The sequence below is a fragment of the Pantoea sp. X-Soil-YNGN-844 genome (genome assembly GCF_059730595.1).
Map to the genome: position 1 here is coordinate 2,517,980 of NZ_AP036007.1, position 17,734 is coordinate 2,535,713.

Sequence of the window (17,734 nt, forward strand, 5' to 3'; positions counted from 1 at the left end):
TTAAGTCAATAAAAAAACGTTGCAGCACTCACTATCCATAACGGTTTACGTGAAAGATTTTTTAGCATCTGCTAATTTTTATTCTGTTCCCCTGCTGCAGAGAAAAACAAAAATATGATTAATACCTTTAAACTTTCCTCTGATTTTCGCCGCAGTTTCCTTCGCGAAGTGCTGGTGCCGCTGGTGGCTATCCTGGTGCTGACGTTTGCCGGTGCGGGTGCGGCACTGTTTATTGGCACGTCACTCACTAATACTGAGGCCCGGCATCAGCAGCAAAGGATGATTGAGGCCTCTTTTTCGCAAAGTCTGAATGAGCATCTGCGCCAGTTGCATAGCCTGTCACGCTGGCGTCCCTTTGAGGAGCATCTGGCAGAGGGCAACAGTGACAGGTGGCTGGATGAGAACATCGGGCAGTGGCTGTATGAGATGTTCGGCCATCAGCTGATTATGGTGCTGGATGCGCAAAACCAGATCGTCAGAGTCTGGCGTGAAGGCCAGACGGTCTCCGCAGCAGAAAGTGATCCGCTGATTGGTGAGGTGCTGCAAAACACGCTGATCCAGGATCCCAGGCGCCAGGATAACGCCGATTATGCCCGTATCACTCAGCGTGCTGCGGCGCTTGCCGTGGGTAACATCCAGCGGGATAGCGACGACCTGCCGCGCTTCCGGCTGGTGAGCCTGAAATTTCTCGATGACGGTTATCTGGCGAGCCTGGCGGAGCGCAATCAGCTGGAAGGACTGCACTTCTCCGACGGATCGCCTCAGTCCGGCACCAGCGCGCGCTATCTGCTGATAGCCCAGGCGGGCGAGCCGGTCGGCTATCTCAACTGGATCCCCTCCCGTCCGGGCGCGCAGATGCTGCGTACTATCGGGCCCTCTACCGGGCTGGCGGTGCTGGCGATATCGCTGCTCTGCCTGTATATGGTGCGACGACTCTGGAATTCCTCGGTTAACCTCTCACAATCGATGCTCAGGCTCGGCGCGTCAGAAGCACAGGCGCAGCATCTGGCGTTTCATGATGTGCTGACCGGCCTGCCTAACCGCGCCCTGGTGGAAGACCGCTTAACCCAGGCGCTGGCCCTGGCGACGCGCAACGATCAGCGGGTAGCGCTGCTGCTGATCGATCTCGACCGCTTTAAAGCCGTCAACGATACCCACGGTCATCACACCGGGGATGAGCTGATTATTGCCGTAGCACAGCGCCTGAACCGTATCGTGCGTGCCAGCGATACCGTGGGACGCATCGGCGGCGATGAGTTTATCGTGGTGATGCCGGAGGTCGATAACATCGGTCAGGTGAATAGCCTGGCGCAGCGCATGATTGACGAGCTGGCTCAGCCGTTTACCCTGTTCGGCAGCGATGTCTGGAGCGGAGCCAGTATCGGACTGGCGCTGGCACCTAAAGACGGCATCGATCGGCTGGAGCTGATGCGCAAAGCCGATATCGCGCTGTATGAAGCCAAAAGTGGCGGACGTGGCCGGTTTCGTCAGTTTGAACGAGCGATGGATGAGTCAGTCCAGACGCGGCAGACCATTGCCGCCGATCTGCGTACGGCACTGCAAACCCGTCAGGGACTGGAGGTGTGGTATCAGCCCCTGATGGACGTTGGCGGTCAGCAGATGGTCGGCATCGAGGCGCTGCTGCGCTGGCATCACCCGACGCGCGGCCTGATCGCACCCGGTGAATTTATCGCGATTGCCGAAGAGACCGGCCTGATTATCCCACTGGGCGAGTGGGTGCTGGCGGAAGCCTGTGCCACTCAGCAGCGTTTTCCCGAGCTGCTGGTGGCGGTTAATGTCTCGCCGGTTCAGTTCCGCTCCAGCGGCTTTGTTGAGCGGGTGATGGCGATTGTCAGTGAGCACGGCGGTGACCCAAAGCGGCTGGAGCTGGAGATCACCGAAGGCGTGTTAATCGAGGATGAACGCGAAGCACGCGAGATTATTGTGTCGCTGCGTGAGGCGGGCTTGCGCATCGCGCTGGATGACTTCGGCACCGGCTACTCCAGCCTCAACTACCTCAGCACCTTCCCGGTGGACAAAATCAAAATCGACCGCTCATTCACCCAGTCGCTGGGCGTGGCGGAAAATTCCGTGGCGATTGTCGAGTCCGTGGTGAAACTGGGTCACGCCATGGGTCTGATGGTGACGGCAGAAGGCGTGGAGACCGCCGGGCAGATGTCTGCACTGGCCGATGCGGGCTGTAATCAGTTACAGGGCTATCTGTTCAGTCAGGCGGTGCCTGCCGATCAGCTTGAAGCGCTGATGAAATCATCCGCGCAGGAAAAGCTGGGATAATGGTCTGTGTGGATAGCCTGAGCGCGGTTAATTGCCCAGGCTATCCGCCGGCAACGCTACACGCCCAGGCTATCCAGCAGCGCGGCCGACGTAGCGACCGCGCCAAAGATGCCGCCCTGCATATGGATCATGCTCAGCGCCGCCTCATGATGACGCCGCTCGGTTGCGGCACAGCAATCGGCGAGCACCAGGCATTCAAAGCCGCGATCGTTGGCTTCACGCAGCGTGGTGTGGACGCAGACGTCGGTGGTAATGCCGGTGAGGATCAGATTACGGATGCCGCGACTGCGCAATACCAGCTCCAGATCGGTCGCGTAAAACGACCCCTTACCCGGTTTATCAATCACCACTTCATCCGGCAACGGCGCCAGCTCCGGAATAATCTCCCAGCCCGGTTCCCCCCGCACCAGAATACGGCCGCACGGTCCTACATCCCCAATCCCGGCGTTCATCCGTCGTGAACGCCAGCGTTTGTTGGCGGGCAGATCGCTCAGGTCGGGACGGTGTCCTTCGCGGGTATGGATAATCGGAAACTGCCGGGCGCGCATCGCCGCCAGCACCTGCTGCAACGGGGCGATGGGTGCCCGGGTCAGGCTCACGTCATAACCCATGCTATCGACATAGCCGCCGACGCCACAGAAGTCGGTCTGCATATCAATCACGACCAGCGCCGTGTCAGCCGGGGTAAAGCTGCCGTCAAACGGCCATGCGTAGGGGGTTGAATTAACGCTGTAGTCGGGCATTGCTGTTCTCCATTACCGGGCGCGGCATGCGCATTTTAGTGATCACGCTGTAGCTGATGGCAGCGGTCACCAGACCAATCACCGCTTCACCGAACTGCGGGAAAGCCACGTGGGCGATAACCGCACACAGGCTGCCAATCGCCCAGGCGGCAAATGCGGTGCCACGGAAACGCTGCGCCGGACGCTGCTCGCTGATGCGCGCCATAAAGATCAAATCCACAATCATCACAGCACCAAACGGCGGCACGACCATTCCCAGCAGGCTGAGCCACTCCAGGAAGTAAGACCAGACGCCCGCCAGCGCCAGCACGCCGCCAATGGCACCGAGGATCAGCGTCCAGATCCGCATTTTGCTGCTGAACAAATGACTGAAACCCACCGCACCGTTGTAGAGACAGTGGGTGCAGACCGATCCCAGGTTGATAAAAACAAACAGACAGGCCACTACCGACAGGAAGGCGCTGTGTCCCATCAGCATCGGCAGGAAGTTGCCGCCGTTGGTCAGCGGATCAACCGCCGCGCCCACTGCCACAATCACCACGCCGAACAGATAGGAGATCACATTAGCGACCGGGAACGCAGAGAACGCGGCAATTACCGCTGAGCGTCCATTCTTTGACCAGCGGGTAAAGTCAGCGGTCATGGTGCCGGAGTCGGCAAAACCGGCCACCACCATGGTGACGGCAGTACCCATGCTCATCGCACCGGCTGCGCTGGCGCTGCCTTTCCACTGCGTCACGATGGAGAAGTCGTGCTGTTTGCCGATCAGCCACAGCGCCACCATCCCCAGCACCACAAACAGCGGCGCGGCGATCATCCCCAGCACCGATAGCGCCCGCACGCCCAGGAACGTGATGCCGGTATAGAGGATCATGGCAAAGGCCGTGACCGCCAGCGCATTCCAGCCAAAGGTCTGATTGATTACTGTGCCGGTAAGACCGGTCTGGAAGGCATACCAGCCGATCACCACCGTCGAGAGAAAACCCGAGACCAGGATGTAGCCTTTGCTGCCAAAGGTGCGTCTGGCCTGCAAAGCAAAGTTCATCCCGCTGTTACCGGCGAACCAGCTCAGCGCACCGACATAGGCGAACAGCACCAGGTTGCCCAGCAGAATTGCAATCAGCGCGGGCCAGAACCCAAGATGCCAGGTGATGATGCCGCCAAACAACGCGTTGGTGAGGATCATCGGGAATCCGAACCAGACGGCTGAGACGGAGCGGGTCGAATGACGATGCGACAGCGGCACCGGCTCATGTTCAAACTCCTGCTCCAGCGCAGGTGTATCAGACTTTTTCATTGTGCGATTCCGGGTTGAAGGTGATTCCACGGCTGTATGCGCTCGAAAGCGGCACTGGCAGCCAGCACTAACGCATCATCAAGATGACGTCCGACAATCTGCAGACCGACGGGCAGGCCGCTGGCGGTAAAACCGGCGGGCACGGACGCGGCGGGCTGGCCGGTGAAGTTGAACGGGTAACAGAACGAGAGCCAGTGATCGTTGCGGACCATACGGCCATCGATGATCTCCGGTCCCTGCATCCCCAGCGGGAACGGTGGTACTGCCAATGTTGGGGTGATCAACAGATCAAAGCGCTGCATAAAGCGCCACAGGCTGTTGCTGACCGCTTTGCGGGTGGCGATGGCATCGGTGAAGTTTTCCGCTCGCCAGTCGCGCTGCAGCATGGCGACCAGATGCGGCGACATCGCGCTGCCCTGCTCCGCCATCATCTGGCGCATGCCGGTGAGATCGCTCTCCATCGCCACCAGCGCGCCAAAGGCGGCAGCCGGATCCGGGAAGCCGGGATCGGCCAGTTCCAGCTCCGCACCGATTTCAGCGGCAAAGCGTTGCACCGCCGCGCTGACCACCGCCCGCACCTCCGGGTCAACCGCCACATAGCCAAAATCTGCGCTGAAGGCGATGCGCAGTTTGCCGGGCAGATGCTCTGGTGCACCCAGCCAGTCAACGTCGCTACAGGGGATCGAGTGGCGGTCACGCATATCCGGTCCGGCCATCAGCGACATCATCAGGGCGGCATCGCGCACGCTGCGCGTCATCGGCCCGATATGCTCCAGTGACTCCCAGCTCGATACGCCGGGATAGCGTTCATCACGACAGCCGGGCCACAACGGCACCCGGCCCATGGATGCCTTAAAGCCAAAAATGCCGCAGTGCGCTGCCGGAATGCGTACCGAGCCGCCACCGTCGCTGCCCAGTGCAATCGGGCAGAGCCGCGCCGCTACCGCCGCGCCGGAGCCGGCGCTGGAACCGCCTGGCGTCATCGCCAGATCCCAGGGATTGCGCGGCGACGGGAACAGCGGATTGTGTCCGACACCGCTGTAACCAAACTCCGGCGCGGTGGTTTTGCCCAGCAGGATGGCGTCGGCGGCCAGCAATCGCTCCACCGTGATGTCGTCATCTTCCGGTACGAAATCTTTGTACGCCGCCGAACCGGAGGTGGTTCTGACGTTTGCGGTGCAGATTAAATCTTTCACCGCCAGCGGCACGCCCGCCAGCGCGCCCAGCGTTTCTCCACGCGCCCGTCGGGCATCCACTTCTCTGGCCTGTGCCAGTGCCAGTTCCGGTGTCGGGGTACAAAAGGCCTGTATCACCGGTTCCCGCCGCTCCATCCGCGCCAGCGCCGCGCCGGTCAGCTCGCAGGCCGAGACTTCCCCGCTGCGGATCAGTGCGGCCATCGTGGTGGCATCTTCGTCTAATAAGGAGTCAAACATGGGTTACCTCGCCAGAATTGTACCCGTCAGCTAGTGCATGAAGCGTGCCAGATAGCCGTGATGCCAGCGGTCTGAGACAGGGATGCCAGATGGAATACGGGCTGGGATACAAGATCGAATTCTTATGATGTCGGGAACGGGCAGCTGTTTATTTTTTCAGCACGATGATGGCGCAGGACTGCGCGATAAGGGGGCGTGATAGGTGAATGGTTTGCGGGCTGGCTTACAAAACGATGTTGTTAATCAGCAAGAGCAGATGAAATGCTGGAATGAATAACCACACTCTTGATATGGATATTTGACGGATCTCAGCAGCAACTGAAAAATCGAGTTTCAGGGATTCATATGGTACGGCAGGGATGAGAAGTGCGCATTGAAGAAGATATTTATCTCGAAAACTACGAAATCAGGCGAAAAAGATTCATTTATGATCGCCAGATTTATCACAGCTACGTTTTTGTTGTCGGTAGCGAAACTTACACTGTCATCGTTGGCGACCGGATAGATGAACAGACCTTTATCCGCATCGGATATCGGATGCCAACAGGTATCTCCTTTCCGGTTAATGGCCTGGCTGAGGTCTGTTTTGACGTGTTCGATGGTCTGGATTGCATGGGCGATTTTCGCCACATCAGCATTCCCGGATTAGGTAGTGCAGTCGTTTTAAAAAGCGTAGTACTTGCGTTAATGGCACACCATGAAAGCTTCTCTATCGGCGGTTTTGTTTTCCAGCCTGCGTCGGGAGAGATCGCTGAACGCAATCGTCCGACTCCCCTTGAAGAGATTTATGACGCCATGCTTGGGTTAAAAAATGAACTACGCTACAATCGCCGAACAGGGTTGCCGAAGAAAGCGCCGCAACCTTTAATCCCGGACTGTTTCCAGGCTTATAAAGTAGTGACTACAGGGAGAGCTTGCTATGTCGTTTTATGATACACACGATGAAACAACCCCTTTGGCTCCGGTTGAAACCCGATATAAGGAGTTAAGGGCACTCTTGATTGCTGAGTGGCTGGCCAGGCCCGATCTGCCCGCCATTAAAGCCCAGTTAGCTCAGGCGAGAAAACGTTCCTCATCTGCCCTGTTGCGCCGTAAGCTGAAAGAGCTGAATGCGCGTGAAACGCAGCAAGCTAAGGTATTCGATTAGCGCTTAAAGGCCCGATAAACGGGCCTTTCGTATTTTAACGGCTTCCGGCCACCCACAGAGCACTCACTTCTACTCCGGAAAATCCGTCTCCACCGATGTCTGTTTCCACGCTTCGATCTCAGCCAGACGCTCTTTGAGCTTGCTGGTTACGGCGTCATGGCCCCAGGCTCCCATCACCAGATGGCGTGGCGGGTTGTCATGTTCCGTGATGGCGATCATCGCCGTGGCGGCCCGTGCCGGATCGCCTTTCTGAGTACCGCTGTATTCGGCGGTGGCTTTCATTCGCGCAGCCGCGGTCTCTGCATATTCCGGCAATTTACTCGGCGTCTGATGCAGTGAGCGTCCGGCCCAGTCGGTGCGGAACGGACCTGGCTCGACGCAGGTGACATGAATGCCCAGCGGCCCCGCTTCCAGCGCCAGTGAATCGGACCAGCCTTCCACCGCATGTTTGCTGGCAGAGTAGTAGCCTGAGCTGGCAAAACCAATCAGGCCTGCCACGGAGGTAATGTTGATGACATGACCGCTGCGCGCCTTGCGCATCGCAGGCAGTACGGCGCGCGTCAGGGCGAACAGGCCAAAAACGTTGGCATCAAACTGGGCGCGGATTTCACTTTCCACACCCTCTTCCACCGAACTCTGATAGCCGTAACCGGCGTTGTTTACCAACACATCAATGGTGCCGAACGCGTCCAGTGCCGCGCTGACGGCCTGGTCGATGCTCGCCTGACGGGTCACATCCAGCGCCACCGCCAGTGCGTTGTCGTGTCCTTCAACCAGATCGGCAATCGACGACGTATCACGCGCCGTCACGACGACCTTAAAACCACGCGCGATGGCCTGCTGCGCCAGTTCACGACCAAAACCGGTCGAACATCCCGAGATTAACCAGACAGGGCTGGAATGAGCAGTCATGTTAAGACTCCCGATAAGTTTGATGATGTGGTTTAAGACCCGGACGCGCGTGCATCCGGGGATCAAGGTTAGCGAGGCGCGACCGCCTCACTTAGCCCTTAATGCTTTTTATGAAACAGCTGACTGGCGGTGTCGCTGATGATCTGCGCGGCCCCGCGATCGCCCTTCACCATCGACGCCATAAAGGCTTTTGCCTGCTTAAAGGTGATGTGCGGCGGTAATGGCGCGACCTCCGGATCGGTTTTCACCTCCAGCAAGACCGGGCGATCGGCACTGAGCGCACGCTGCCATGCACCGGCCAGATCGTCAGGGTTATCGACAAAAATTCCGACCATCCCCAGCGACTGCGCAAACTCGGCATACTTCACGTCCGGCAACTGCTGCGAGGCGTCGAAGCGCGGATTACCCTCCATCACGCGCTGCTCCCAGGTGACCTGATTAAGATCCTGGTTGTTGAACACGCAGACGATCAGGCGCGGATCGGCCCACTGCTGCCAGTATTTCTGGATGGTGATCAGCTCAGCCATGTTGTTCATCTGCATCGCGCCATCACCCACCAGCGCCACCACCGGTTTCTCCGGGTGAGCAAATTTCGCCGCAATGGCGTAGGGCACCGCCGCGCCCATACAGGCCAGGCCGCCGGAGAGCGAGGCACGCTGCCCCTGCTTCACCCGATAGTCGCGGGCGAACCAGTTGGCGCAGGAGCCGGAATCCGACGTGACAATCGCGTTGTCCGGCAGTTGCGGTGACATCTCCCACACCACCCGCTGCGGATTGACCGGATTAGCGGGTGCCATGGCGCGCTCTTCCATCAGCGTCCACCAGTCACGCACCTGAACCGCGATATCCTCCTGCCAGCTGCGATCCTCTTTGTGGGTCAGCAGCGGCAGCAGCGCGCGCAGCGTTTCAGCCGCATCGCCATGCAGATTGACTTCGCTGGGATAGCGCAGGCCGAGCATAGCCGGATCGATGTCAATCTGCACGGCACGCGCCTTGCCCTCTTCCGGCAGGAACTCCGTCCACGGGAAGCCGCTGCCGATCATCAGCAGGGTGTCGCAGTTCTGCATCAAATCAGATGAAGGTTTGGTGCCGAGCAGGCCAATCGAGCCGGTAACAAAAGGCGCATCGTCCGGCAATACATCTTTGCCAAGCAGCGCTTTTGCCACGCCTGCACCCAGCACATTGGCGACCTGAACCACTTCCACGGCGGCGTCGCGTGCGCCTGCGCCAATCAGAATCGCCACTTTCTTACCAGCGTTAAGCACCTCGGCGGCGCGTTGCAGGTCCGCTTCGTAAGGAATGACTTTAGGACGCTGATAGCCGCTGCCGGAATGGGTAAAGCCGTGCAGATGCTGTGGCGGCTGCCACTCTTCATCCTGAATATCTTTAGGGATGATGATCACCGCCACACCGTTTTGCGCTTTGGCGATGCGCACGCCGCGATCCAGCAGATGGCGCACCTGCGTCGTGGTCGACGCTTCCTGAACGAAGTTGGCGACGTCCGAGAAGATGCGATCCAGGTTCATTTCCTGCTGGTAGCTGGCACCCCGCGCGGTCGCTTCTGCCTGTCCGGCAATTGCCAGCACCGGGGCATGGTCCATTTTGGCGTCATAGAGTCCGGTCAGCAGGTGGGTTGCACCCGGTCCGCCAGTCGACAGGCAGACGCCCAGCTCGCCGGTAAATTTCGCGTGTCCGGCCGCCATAAAGGCGGCCATCTCTTCATGGCGCACCTGAATAAATTCGATGCCGTCGCCTTTGGCATTCGCGCGCTGAATCGCCCCCAGCACGCCGTTAATCCCGTCTCCCGGGTAGCCGTAAATGCGTGTGACGCCCCACTCTTTCAGGCGCCGGACAAAAAAATCACTGGTTTTCATGCTCATCGTCGCGTTTCCCCTCGTTGTCCTTACAGACTTAAAGCGTAGTAGACGATGAGCCATCGCCGTTAACTGTTCGCCATTGCCGGGTATCGCTGACGCAAATCACTGAATATTTGATTCATATCCGCCGTTTCGCCTGTCTCCTCCACCGCCCGGAATACCTGGGTTTTCAGGAAGTGACGCCAGCTCACTGGCGCGCTGGTCAGAAAGGCGGTCAGTAACTGATAACGCTGTGGCGTCCAGAGCGTTTCGAAGCGCTGACGTGCTTCGCCGTGCTCAAAATGGTACGCGGGCTGCTGTGGCATGTCGGCACGCAGGCGTTCTGTGGCTTCCCGATCCACGCGGTCATCAACAACCACCACGCCATACTGCGCCCTGGCCGCCGCCACGCTGAGATAGCCACAGCGCACATCCTGCATGACTGCCTCAATCTCGCGCTGCGATGGCAGGCCGTAACCGCCCGCGCCGGGACCGCGCACGTCGACCACGTCACCCGGCTGGCAGTGGATCACATCGGTGTTACCGTGATTAATAACTTCACCGTTGCGCCGGGTACGGAAGGTCGACAGCGCGCCGCTCTGCCCGCCCACTACACCCGCCGAGGCAAACACTGACCGGTTACGGTTGCGCGCGGTAATGGTGGTGTTGGGCGAGAAAATCTCGAACGCCATTTCGGTGGCTAAGCCGCCGCGATAGCGACCGGCGCCAGCGCTGTCCTGCGCCAGGCCGTAGCGATGGAAGCGAATCGGCACTTCCGCTTCGTTGATCTCAATCGGGGTATTTTTCAGGAAGGCAGACAGGCCGCCGGAACCGTCGGGTCCGTCATGACGCAGCGTGCCGCCCGCGCCGCCGCCCACCGGACCCAGTGAGGCGACCACGCTGCGGTTGTGCGTCTGGGTACGGATGTTCATGATCGAGTTGCCACCGGGTGAATTCGCGGGCAGACGCTCCGGCATCGCCAGCGAGAAGACGCCGATAGTGGCAATCTGCGACAGCGCACAGGTCAGCGAGCGCATCCCTACTGCCGCAGGCGCCTCACAGTTCATCACTGTGCCAGGCGGCAGAATTGCCCGGGTCGGCCGCAGCGTACCGGCGTTGAGCAGCAGTGAACGATCAAGGGTGGAGAGCACATAGGTAACGCCCACCAGCGCCAGCGGATGCCGCTCGCGCCCGCCGGTCGGCATGTTCAGCGACGACGCCAGCTGCGGGTCGCTGCCGGTGTAGTCCAGCTCCAGCCGATCGCCCTGCACCCGCAGCGTAATGGCGATGCGACAGGGATAGCCGCCCTCGCCATCTTCATCGGCGTAGTCAGCATAAAAGTATTCACCGTCGGGAATGGTACTGATAATCGTGCGCGCCTGCGCTTCGGCGTAATCGAGAATGCCCTCAATGCCCTGCAAAAAATCATCAATCCCAAAGCGGGCAATGATGTCGTGGATTTTGCGCTCGCCCACATTCACCGACGCCAGCTGCGCCTTGAAGTCGCCCCAGTTCTGGTCTGGCACCCGTACGTTGAGCCGCATAATACTGGCGACCTCTTCATTGAGCTGCCCCTGTTGCATGATCTTCAGCGGCGGGATGCGGATCCCCTCCTGCACGATATCGGTCAGCGAGCGCGACAGCGAGGCAGGCACTGCGCCGCCGACGTCAGTGTTATGAATGTGACCCACCACGAAGCAGACGATTTCGCCCTGATGGAACACCGGCTTCCAGATGTGGATATCGGGCGAATGAGTCGCCACGTTGCCAGCATAGGCGTCGTTGGTAATGCAGATATCGCCCTCGGCGTACTCCTCTATCAGCGCCAGCACCGGCGCATAGTCGATACCGCTGTACCAGGGCGCGCCAAAGCTGCGCGGCGAGGCAAACGCCAGCCCGCTGCGGCTGACAATCTGGCAGGAAAAGTCTTCCGTCTCTTTCACGAAGGTGGAGTGCGCGGTGCGCATCAGGGTGAAGGCCATCGCATCGGCAGCGGCGGCGCAGTAGTTCGCCAGAATCTGTAAGTTACGTCCATCAATCGCCATGTTATGCCTCGTTCGCCGTGATCAGCAGGTTACCGAATGAATCGACCGTGACGCCCATGCCGGGCGGCACGCAGGTGGTGCAATCGTCCTGGGCGATGATGACCGGGCCACTGAGCTGATGTCCGGCGCGCAGCACCGAACGCAGCACTAAGTCCACCTGATGCCAGCCGCCGTCGATCCAGGCTCGGGTCTGTTTCAGCACCGGCACGGGTGCTGTGGCGGGGGAAAGTGTGTTGATCACCGGTTTCGGCGTCGGCGAGGCGATGACCAGCCGCAGGTTGATCAGCTGCACCGGTGCCTGCGGGTCACAGTGACCAAACAGCTGCTGATGCTGACGATCAAAGGCGTCATGCAGCTCAGTGAAGTCCGCCTGCGTCAGCCAGCTCGCCTCCAGCGGCACGTCGATCTCAAATGACTGACCGCGATAGCGCATATCCGCGCTGAACTGCAGGCTGTATGGCATGTCACTGCCGTGCTCCTGCACCAGCCAGCCGCAGGCGCGCTGCTGCAAGGCTTTGGCTTCACTGGCTAAGGTGTCGGCCAGCGCAGGCGTCAGATCGCCGTAGAGTGTGCGGATAAAGTCGTTGCGGATGTCCGCCACCAGTCCGCCCAGCGCGGAGAGCACGCCCGGCGTCGGCGGCACGATCACCCCTTTCATGTTCAGTTCGCGGGCGAGAAAACAGCCCATCATCGGCCCGGCGCCGCCAAAGGCCAGGAACCAGAATTCACGCGGATCGAGGCCAAAGCGTGACAGCAGGCCGCTGGTGTCGCTGTACATGCTGGAGATGGCCAGCTGGATAGCGGTTTCGGCGGTTTCTTCGACCGAAATAGCGAGCGCATCCGCCAGCGGCTGCCAGGCCGCACAGGCGGCGGCGACATCCACCGTCACCGCGTCATAACCCAGCGCACCGTGGCCCATCATGCCGCAGGCGGCAAAAGCATCGGTGGCGGTCGGCTGCGTGCCGCCCCGCTGGAAGCAGACCGGACCCGGCAGCGAACCGGCGCTGTCCGGCCCCATCTGCAATACGCCCTGCCCATCAATCCACGCCAGCGAGCCGCCGCCCTGACCCACCGAGGTCACAGCGACGGAAGGAATAAAGATCGGGAAATCCCCGATGATTTCGCCGTTGCCCTGCGCCACCTTGCCGTCGATGATCACCGCCACGTCGGCGCTGGTGCCGCCGATATCCAGGCTGAGAATTTTGTCAAAACCGCAGGCGCTGGCGAGATAGCTGGCGCCAATCACGCCGGAGGCGGTGCCGGAGAGCACCATCTGCACGCATTCGCGCTTCGCCTGGTCAACGCCCATTACCCCGCCGTTGGATTTGGTAATGCGCGGCGGCGGCTTCACGCCAAGCCGTTTCAGCGCCTGCTCAAAGGATTCCAGGTAGTGGATCACCATCGGCTGCACGTAGGCGTTGATGGTGGCGGTGATGGTGCGTTCATATTCGCGGATAATCGGCCAGATGTCGGCGGAACAGGAGGTCAGCAGTTCAGGCGCCACCTCATCGATAATCGCTTTTACCGCCGCTTCATTGTGCCGGTTGCGATAGCTGTGCAGCAGCGAGACCACGATGCCCTGACAGCCGGCGGCACGTGCCTGTTCGATAGCATCGAGCACGCTCTGGCGATCCACGGGTTGCAGTATGTTGCCCTGCGCGTCGCTGCGTTCGCGGATGGCAAATACCCTGTCGCGGGTAATCAGCGGTGCTGCACGCCGTGAGAAAAGGTCATGGATATGCGGGATTTTCAGCCGGGCAAGTTCCAGCACATCGCAGAAGCCCTCGGTGGCAAACAGCGCCAGCCGCACCCCGCGCCGCTGGATCACCGCGTTGATGCCTACCGTGGTGCCGTGAGTGAAGTAGCCAATTTCAGCGGGAACAATGCCCTGCTGCTGCTGAAACTGCGCCAGTCCGGTTAAGATTTCGCTGCCAGGCTTGTCCGGTCGCGACAGGACCTTCAGGGTGTGGATCTGGTTCGTTTGCTGATCGAGCACGGCGAAATCGGTAAAGGAACCACCAATATCCACGCCAACGCGGTATCGCATATCGGGTTAACTCCAGTGTCAGGAAGGGGGAAATTCCATCAGCGTCTCGGGATGTTGCACCACACGCCAGCCGAGCCGCTGGTAGACCTGATGCGCATCCTGGGTTGAGAGCATCCAGCGATGCACCGTTTGCAGCTCCGGGTGTTTCCGGACGCAGGTCGCCAGCCAGCTACCCAGTCCGTGACCGCGCCAGTTTTCATCAATCATCACGTCGCACAGCCAGCCAAAGCGGGTGTAGTCGGTGATCAGTCGGGCAAAGCCAATCTGTTCCTGCTGGTGATAGAGGCCAAACGGCAGCGAACCGGCAATCGCCCGCCGGGTTTTCGCTTCCGGCTGGCCTTTGGCCCAGTATGACTTCTCCGCCAGCTGGATGTGGATCCAGGCCAGATCGAGCCGCTGGCGATCGGTAGAGACAGTGAACGCATCGCGCTGCCACTGCTGGTCAGCAATCTGTAATGAGTCCATGACAACTCCTTGTATCGGTTGAATTCAGTGTAAAAGGGTTCGCTCAACGATTGAGGCCGTAGCACGCGACAAAACCGGACAGAGCGACTGAATTTTGGGCAGGGAAAAAATTTTATGCTGAGGGAAAAATCGCAAAGGTTAAAGGGGCAGGAAGCCGGTCTGTGAGCAAAGGCGGGTGTGGTGAACAGCAGACAGAGACAATGCGTGTGGCCGCCCTCTCCACCGGGAAGGTGGCGAGGGGCGACCGCCCGTTACACGCCGAATTCGACTGAGTTATGTTTGCCGATGAGCGATCGTAACGGCACGCTGCTTTTCATGATGGGGGATTTGATGACGATATAGCTGAAGTACTTATCGATGCCGATCTGCGCATCGAGCATCTTCTCAATCACTTCCTGGTAATGTTCAATGCTGCGGGTAATAAAGCGCAGCAGATAGTCATAGCCGCCGGTGATCAGATGGCACTCCATCAGTTCATCGACGTCACGCATCGCACTTTCAAATTTCATAAAGTCTTCGCGGCGATGGCCAGACAGGGTGACTTCGGTAAAGACGGTCACTGAATCGGTGATGCGGGTGAGATTAATGTGCGCTTCATAACCGGTGATAAAACCGGCCTGTTCCAGACGTTTGACCCGTTGCAGACAGGGGCTGGGCGAGAGGCCTACGGCGTCGGCGAGGTTAACGTTGCTGATACGGCCATCTTTCTGGAGTTGCACCAGGATGTTGATGTCGATGCGGTCGAGTTTCATTAAGCCGTTCATAGCACCCCCCTCATTGTCAGAGCCTGTTGGGCCAGGCGCTCAATCAAATGTTCAGAACCTCCCGAAGATATAACATGCTTTACCGTAAACGCGCCAGCGCTTCGCAGTGGTTATACCAGCGGGAGATTTTCAAATTACTCTAACAAAATCAATGAGGAATGCTGCTTAACCCAGCCGGCCAGTGGCACGGGCCAGCGCAATATCGAAAATATGCAGCGCCTCTTCAAGCTGTGAGTCGGTGGTGACCAGCGGTGCCAGGAAACGGATGGTGTTGCGATGCAGGCCGCACTTGATCAGCAGCAGGCCTTCCTGACAGGCGCTGTCGAGGATCTTCTGAGTCAGCGCCGCATCGGGACGACCGGTTTCGAAATCGAGAATCTCCACCGCCTGCATGAAGCCCACGCCGCGCACGTCACCGATACAGGCATATTTATCGGCCAGCTGTCGCAGACGGGCATTGAGCTGTTCGCCGAGCTGACAGGAACGCTGCAGCAGGTTCTCCTGTTCAAACAGATCCAGCACCGCCAGCGCTGCCGCACAGCCCAGTGCGTTGCCGCCGTAGGTGCCGCCTAAGCCGCCAGGCGTGGGCGCATCCATGATCGCCGCCCGTCCCACCACGCCGGAAATCGGCAGACCGCCGCCCAGGCTTTTTGCCAGAGTGATTAAATCCGGTTTGATACCCAGTTGCTGGAAGGCGAACATCGTACCGGTACGTCCGAAGCCGGACTGCACTTCATCACAAATCAGCAGAATGCCGTGCTGGCTGGTAATGCGACGCAGCGCCTGCATAAAGGCTGGTCCGGCGGGCAGGAAGCCGCCATCGCCCTGAACCGGCTCGATGATAATCGCCGCCACACGCTCAGGCAGGATCTGTACCGCGAACAGCTGATCCAGCGCCTTCAGGCAGTCCGCTTCCGTCACCCCGTGCAGTGGATTCGGGAAGGGAAGACGATAGATGTCGCCGGGGAACGGGCCAAAGTTCTGTTTGTATGGCGCGGACATGCCGGTCAGGGTAACGCCCAGCAGGGTGCGGCCATGAAACGCGCCATCAAACGCGATAATGCCTGGGCGCTGGGTGTGTGAGCGGGCAATCTTCACCGCATTTTCCACCGCTTCCGCACCGCTGGTGAAGAAGACACTTTTGTACGCCTCATCGCCGCCCACCAGTTTGTTCAGCCGTTGCGCCAGCTCGATGTAGCCCGGATAGGCCACCACCTGAAAACAGGCGTGTGACACCAGACCAAGCTGGCGGGTCACCGCATTGACTACCGCCGGGTGATTGTGGCCGACATTCAGCACGCCGATGCCGCCAACAAAGTCGAGATAGCGATTGCCCTCAACGTCCCACACTTCACTGCCTCTGGCGCGTTCAATCACCAGCGGATGGGCGGTCACTACACCGCGCGGTACGTTCTGCTCGCGTGCATCCAGTAACAGGCTGTTATCGGAGTATGCTTGCTGCTCTGCCATGACATTCTGCATTTTAAACCCTCATCCACGTAACGTTCGGTTGGCTCAAGTATCGCAACCCGCTGGTTTCTCACGCTGCCGTAATTCCTCAGGCAGCGGCATTTCCTGTCAAAATCCCGCTGCATTCAGCAGGGAAATTTCTCTGCCAGCGCCTGGCGTACCAACGCGACAAAAACGTTAACGCCATGCGGGATCAGCGCATCGTTGAAGTCATATGCGGCATGGTGCAATGGTTTACAGGGTGCCGATCCCAGCCACAGATAAGCTCCGGGACGCACCTGTAGCATAAAAGCGAAATCTTCCGAGGTGAGTGCGGGTCTGGCCGCGGTGTCAGCCGGGATACCTGCCTGCGTCAGCGCCGCAAGGCAAAACTGCGCTTCCGTCGCGCTGTTCATCGTCGCCGGGTAGTAACGCTGATAGCTCACTTCTGCGTGCAACCCATGAGCCGCCGTGACGTGCTCCGCCATCTGGCGCAGCCGTGCTTCAATCGTATCCTGCGCCGCCGGCCTGAAGGTACGCACCGTGCCGGTAATACTCGCCTCGGCCGGGATCATGTTGTGTGAAAAGCCGCCCTGCATCCGCGTGACGGTGAGCAGCGCGGTTTCGCACGGATCCAGGGCGCGTGAAACCAGCGTATTAAGCTGCACCACCAGCTCGCTGGTCGCCAGCAGAGTGTCACGCGTCAGGTGAGGCTGCGCGGCGTGACCGCCGCCGCCCAGCACCCGGATATCAAAGCGGTCGGCTGCTGCCATAATCGGTCCAGGGCGGGTCTCTACCTGACCAAGCGGCAGTTCCGGCCAGTTGTGAATGGCGTAGACCGCCTCACAGGGAAAGCGGCTGAACAGACCGTCGTCGATCATCGCTTTTGCACCCGCCAGTCCCTCTTCAGCAGGCTGGAAGATAAAGCAGACGTTGCCGTCAAAGCTGACGTCCCGCGCCAGTTTTTCAGCGGCACCCAGCAGCATCACGGTGTGACCATCGTGGCCGCAGGCATGACTCACCTGATCTGCCTGACTTTGCCATTCCGTGCCGCTCTGGTCCTGCATCGGCAGTGCATCCATGTCGGCGCGCAGGCCAATCATGCGTTCACTGCTGCCCTTCTTCAGTATCCCGACAACGCCGGTTTTACCGATACCGCGATGCACTTCAATGCCCAGCTGGTGCAGGAAGTTCGCCACCATGTCGCTGGTGCGCTGTTCCTGAAAACCCAGTTCCGGGTGCGCATGCAGGTCGCGGCGCAGTGCCACTAAATGTTCCATT

General features: G+C 59.5%; 14 protein-coding genes. 3 read left to right on the forward strand and 11 right to left on the reverse strand.

Features of this window, described 5'->3' with window-relative positions; all coding sequences use genetic code 11:
- The first annotated feature begins 114 nt into the window (after positions 1-114).
- Positions 115-2,295, forward strand: a complete 2,181-nt coding sequence (locus tag AC6I8C_RS11845) for a putative bifunctional diguanylate cyclase/phosphodiesterase (protein WP_497822576.1) — start codon at positions 115-117, stop codon at positions 2,293-2,295.
- 56 nt (positions 2,296-2,351) lie between these two features.
- On the opposite strand, the gene biuH is transcribed toward AC6I8C_RS11845, so the two are convergent.
- From biuH to AC6I8C_RS11860, 3 genes are read right to left on the reverse strand one after another with little or no spacing between them, the layout of a single operon-like run.
- Entirely contained in the window at positions 2,352-3,038 is a 687-nt protein-coding gene (biuH, locus tag AC6I8C_RS11850) for a biuret amidohydrolase (RefSeq protein WP_497822577.1), read from the reverse strand.
- Entirely contained in the window at positions 3,019-4,335 is a 1,317-nt protein-coding gene (locus tag AC6I8C_RS11855) for a purine-cytosine permease family protein (protein ID WP_497822578.1), read from the reverse strand. Before AC6I8C_RS11855 ends, biuH begins: the two co-directional genes overlap by 20 nt.
- Positions 4,332-5,768: an amidase gene (locus AC6I8C_RS11860; protein ID WP_497822579.1), complete on the reverse strand. Its 1,437-nt coding sequence runs from the start codon at positions 5,766-5,768 to the stop codon at positions 4,332-4,334. Before AC6I8C_RS11860 ends, AC6I8C_RS11855 begins: the two co-directional genes overlap by 4 nt.
- Positions 5,769-6,134: 366 nt before the next feature.
- On the opposite strand from AC6I8C_RS11860, the gene AC6I8C_RS11865 reads away from it, so the two are divergent.
- Together AC6I8C_RS11865 and AC6I8C_RS11870 are read left to right on the forward strand one after the other, a co-directional pair.
- On the forward strand, positions 6,135-6,701 hold the full coding sequence (locus AC6I8C_RS11865) for a hypothetical protein (protein ID WP_497822580.1): 567 nt from the start codon (positions 6,135-6,137) through the stop codon (positions 6,699-6,701).
- A complete protein-coding gene (locus AC6I8C_RS11870) occupies positions 6,688-6,915 on the forward strand; it encodes a hypothetical protein (protein ID WP_497822581.1) in 228 nt (75 codons plus the stop codon). The genes AC6I8C_RS11865 and AC6I8C_RS11870 overlap by 14 nt, the downstream gene beginning before the upstream one ends.
- Before the next feature lie 69 nt (positions 6,916-6,984).
- On the opposite strand, the gene AC6I8C_RS11875 is transcribed toward AC6I8C_RS11870, so the two are convergent.
- The 8 genes from AC6I8C_RS11875 to AC6I8C_RS11910 form a co-directional block, all read right to left on the reverse strand.
- Positions 6,985-7,827: an oxidoreductase gene (locus tag AC6I8C_RS11875; RefSeq protein ID WP_497822582.1), complete on the reverse strand. Its 843-nt coding sequence runs from the start codon at positions 7,825-7,827 to the stop codon at positions 6,985-6,987.
- Positions 7,828-7,925: 98 nt separating this feature from the next.
- Complete coding sequence (locus AC6I8C_RS11880) at positions 7,926-9,707, reverse strand: thiamine pyrophosphate-requiring protein (RefSeq protein ID WP_497822583.1); 1,782 nt, start codon at positions 9,705-9,707, stop codon at positions 7,926-7,928.
- A 62-nt stretch (positions 9,708-9,769) separates the two neighbouring features.
- Positions 9,770-11,728 carry a hydantoinase B/oxoprolinase family protein gene (locus AC6I8C_RS11885; protein ID WP_497822584.1) on the reverse strand — a complete coding sequence of 653 codons (1,959 nt, stop codon included), beginning with the start codon at positions 11,726-11,728 and terminating at the stop codon, positions 9,770-9,772.
- Position 11,729: 1 nt separating this feature from the next.
- On the reverse strand, positions 11,730-13,775 hold the full coding sequence (locus AC6I8C_RS11890) for a hydantoinase/oxoprolinase family protein (protein WP_497822585.1): 2,046 nt from the start codon (positions 13,773-13,775) through the stop codon (positions 11,730-11,732).
- A gap of 18 nt (positions 13,776-13,793) precedes the next feature.
- Positions 13,794-14,240 carry a GNAT family N-acetyltransferase gene (locus tag AC6I8C_RS11895; RefSeq protein WP_497822586.1) on the reverse strand — a complete coding sequence of 149 codons (447 nt, stop codon included), beginning with the start codon at positions 14,238-14,240 and terminating at the stop codon, positions 13,794-13,796.
- A gap of 251 nt (positions 14,241-14,491) precedes the next feature.
- Positions 14,492-15,004 carry an Lrp/AsnC family transcriptional regulator gene (locus AC6I8C_RS11900; RefSeq protein WP_010247853.1) on the reverse strand — a complete coding sequence of 171 codons (513 nt, stop codon included), beginning with the start codon at positions 15,002-15,004 and terminating at the stop codon, positions 14,492-14,494.
- Between the two features lie 165 nt (positions 15,005-15,169).
- Entirely contained in the window at positions 15,170-16,486 is a 1,317-nt protein-coding gene (gene gabT / locus AC6I8C_RS11905) for a 4-aminobutyrate--2-oxoglutarate transaminase (protein ID WP_266306995.1), read from the reverse strand.
- A 113-nt stretch (positions 16,487-16,599) separates the two neighbouring features.
- A complete protein-coding gene (locus AC6I8C_RS11910; RefSeq protein WP_497822587.1) occupies positions 16,600-17,733 on the reverse strand; it encodes a M20 aminoacylase family protein in 1,134 nt (377 codons plus the stop codon).
- Between the last annotated feature and the right edge of the window lies 1 nt (position 17,734).